Here is a 2,218-nt window from a genome sequence, read left to right on the forward strand (position 1 = left end):
GGCTGGGGCGGGGCCTGTGATGCTGGGCGTGGCCTTGCACCGAGAGAGGTGGAGGGAGCCAGCGGCGCGGAGGACGCTCATCTATGGGAGTGCGGACGGGGGGCGTGTGGGGGCGTGCGTGGTGGAGATGATTCCGAAGTCGTGAAGAGGAGCAACCATGGGTCGCGTCTACGCGAATGGCCGTTCGATTCTCCACAAGGGTGACGGCAACACGCACACCTCGGCGGCGCCCGATGTTTGTAAGGTGCCGACACCGGGAGGACCTGTGCCGACGCCCTTCGTCAACTCAGCGCAGGACTCGATGCTCACGAAGGGGAGCACGAGCGTCACGATTGAGGGCCACCCCGTGGCGCTGACGAGCTCGGAGTTGAGCACGAGTTCGGGTGACGAGCCGGGGACAGCGGGAGGCCTCATCTCCTCCAAGTTCAAGGGGAAGATGGCCTGGGGCAGCGGCAGCATGGACGTGAAGGTGGAGGGAAAGGGCGTGGTCCGCTACCTCGACGTCACCCTGCACAACGGGAACACGTACAACACCACCTTCATCTCCGACGGGCGCACCGCCTGGGCCTACGGAGACGACGCGGAGTGCACCGCGTGCGGCAAGTCGACGGAGAGTCACCGTGTCCACGAGACGGGCGAAGCCGTCGCCAACATAGAGCTGGTTTTCACTGAACTCATTCGGAGGCTTCATGAGCAACGGCCCCTCATCGAGAAATATCTCCGATTGAGAGAGGGCCGAAAAGCCGCCGAACAAAAGTCTCTTCAAGAAGCCAGAGACGCAAGCAAGATGCTGGCTCCCAAAATAAAGAAGAAGGAAGAACTCCTACTTCAACTCAAGTCTCCAGCAGGAAACGACATCCCAGCAATCAAGAACAATCTTATCCTTGTCCAAAACGACCTTAAGGTCGCCGAAAAAGCCCTGAAGGAGAAAAGAGCCGAAGACCTGAAATTAACGCAAGCGGTCCAACAGGAGATGCATGAAACCAATGACCAGCTCAAGAAGATGAAGCCTGTGCTACGTCACGACGAAAAGTTCAACACGTTCGTCGAGGGCTACATGGTTGGTTCATGTCTCTGCAAATGTCCTCAAAATCCACGAATGTTGACGTCTTGCTCTGGGCAGGCCTCGACCGGTTTCCGGGAGGCAGTGGCAGCCACTCCCTTCGAGCTCGTCGAAGGATTCCAGACCAGTGAACATCAAATTGGGGAGATGAAACGACTGGGGCGCGACAAATGGGAGTGCGCCGCACCCAAGCTTCTCCAAGCAGGAGGCTCCAACGGACACAAGCTCCGTGCAATGTCCGAGCGCTACTTCTCCCCTTTTCTTCCCCTCACAGTCAGCGTGGAATACAGCCGAACCGATGAGCAAGCGACACGGCAAGTCAAGGGCGAGTTCAGCCATGGTGAGTCAGTTCCATCGTGCGATGCCTGTCAAAAACTCACCCCTGAGATGCTCTGCCACAACCACAAAGAATGCGCTTGAGCCATGGACAAACTGACAACACTTCTCGAGCGCTTCTCTCCTGGATACCAAGACCGGATTGAAGGATACCCCGACTGGTTGATTGATGAACTTGAAGAGGTCTTTGGCCAACCGCTTCCGGTCCCCTATCGGGAATTTGCTAGAAGCATGGGCGTCAGCGGCGGTCCGCTTCTCGCCCATGTTCGCTCATACGATCCTCTCCTGAATGTCGCCGAGCTGTACCGACTTTCTCCTCAAAGCGAGCTGCCTCCGAGGACGTTCCTCTTCATCTTCGGGGATCCAGACCCGTTGGCGCCCACGCCATACTGGCTCGACCTGGAATCCCCATCAGAGGATGGCGACTACCAGGTGGTGCGCATGCCCTTCGGTGAGCATCCACAGAGAAAGCTGCATCGAGACTTCGTGAGCTTCCGGGAGATGCTCTTCCTCTGGGCCATGGAATACGTCCATCTGCCGAACTTCCCCCTTCAAGCGCGCTACCACCGAGGGAATGACCTCCAGGCCAGCACAATCGAGGACCTCGCCCGCATCCTTGAGAAGACGGGATTCGAGCGACTGCCCTACCCTCGCTACAGCATGCTCTTCGAACGGGATGACGCCGCCATTCGGCTCTACCGCCCGCCCGATGACTCCACTTTCGACATTCGCGTGGGCATGCACAGCGCCGAGCAGCTCAGGCATTTCCAGGCACTCATCGAGGACAACACAGACCTCAAGAGGTCCACCTGGTGAACC

General features: G+C 58.3%; 2 protein-coding genes. Both read left to right on the top strand.

All coding sequences use genetic code 11. The annotated features are described in order from the left end of the window. Positions 1 to 157 precede the first annotated feature (157 nt). Entirely contained in the window at positions 158 to 1,483 is a 1,326-nt protein-coding gene (locus HR086_RS46285; protein ID WP_174468850.1) for a DUF4150 domain-containing protein, read from the top strand. 3 nt (positions 1,484 to 1,486) lie between these two features. Continuing rightward, positions 1,487 to 2,215: an SMI1/KNR4 family protein gene (locus HR086_RS46290; protein WP_174468851.1), complete on the top strand. Its 729-nt coding sequence runs from the start codon at positions 1,487 to 1,489 to the stop codon at positions 2,213 to 2,215. Positions 2,216 to 2,218: the final 3 nt, after the last annotated feature.

The sequence above is a fragment of the Myxococcus sp. CA039A genome (genome assembly GCF_013336645.1).
Taxonomy (GTDB): domain Bacteria; phylum Myxococcota; class Myxococcia; order Myxococcales; family Myxococcaceae; genus Myxococcus; species Myxococcus llanfairpwllgwyngyllgogerychwyrndrobwllllantysiliogogogochensis.

Bases quoted from the DNA above. Each gene is read 5' to 3' on its own strand.
- HR086_RS46290 (WP_174468851.1), top strand. From the start codon at position 1,487: ATGGACAAACTGACAACACTTCTCGAGCGCTTCTCTCCTGGATACCAA.
- HR086_RS46285 (WP_174468850.1), top strand. From the start codon at position 158: ATGGGTCGCGTCTACGCGAATGGCCGTTCGATTCTCCACAAGGGTGAC.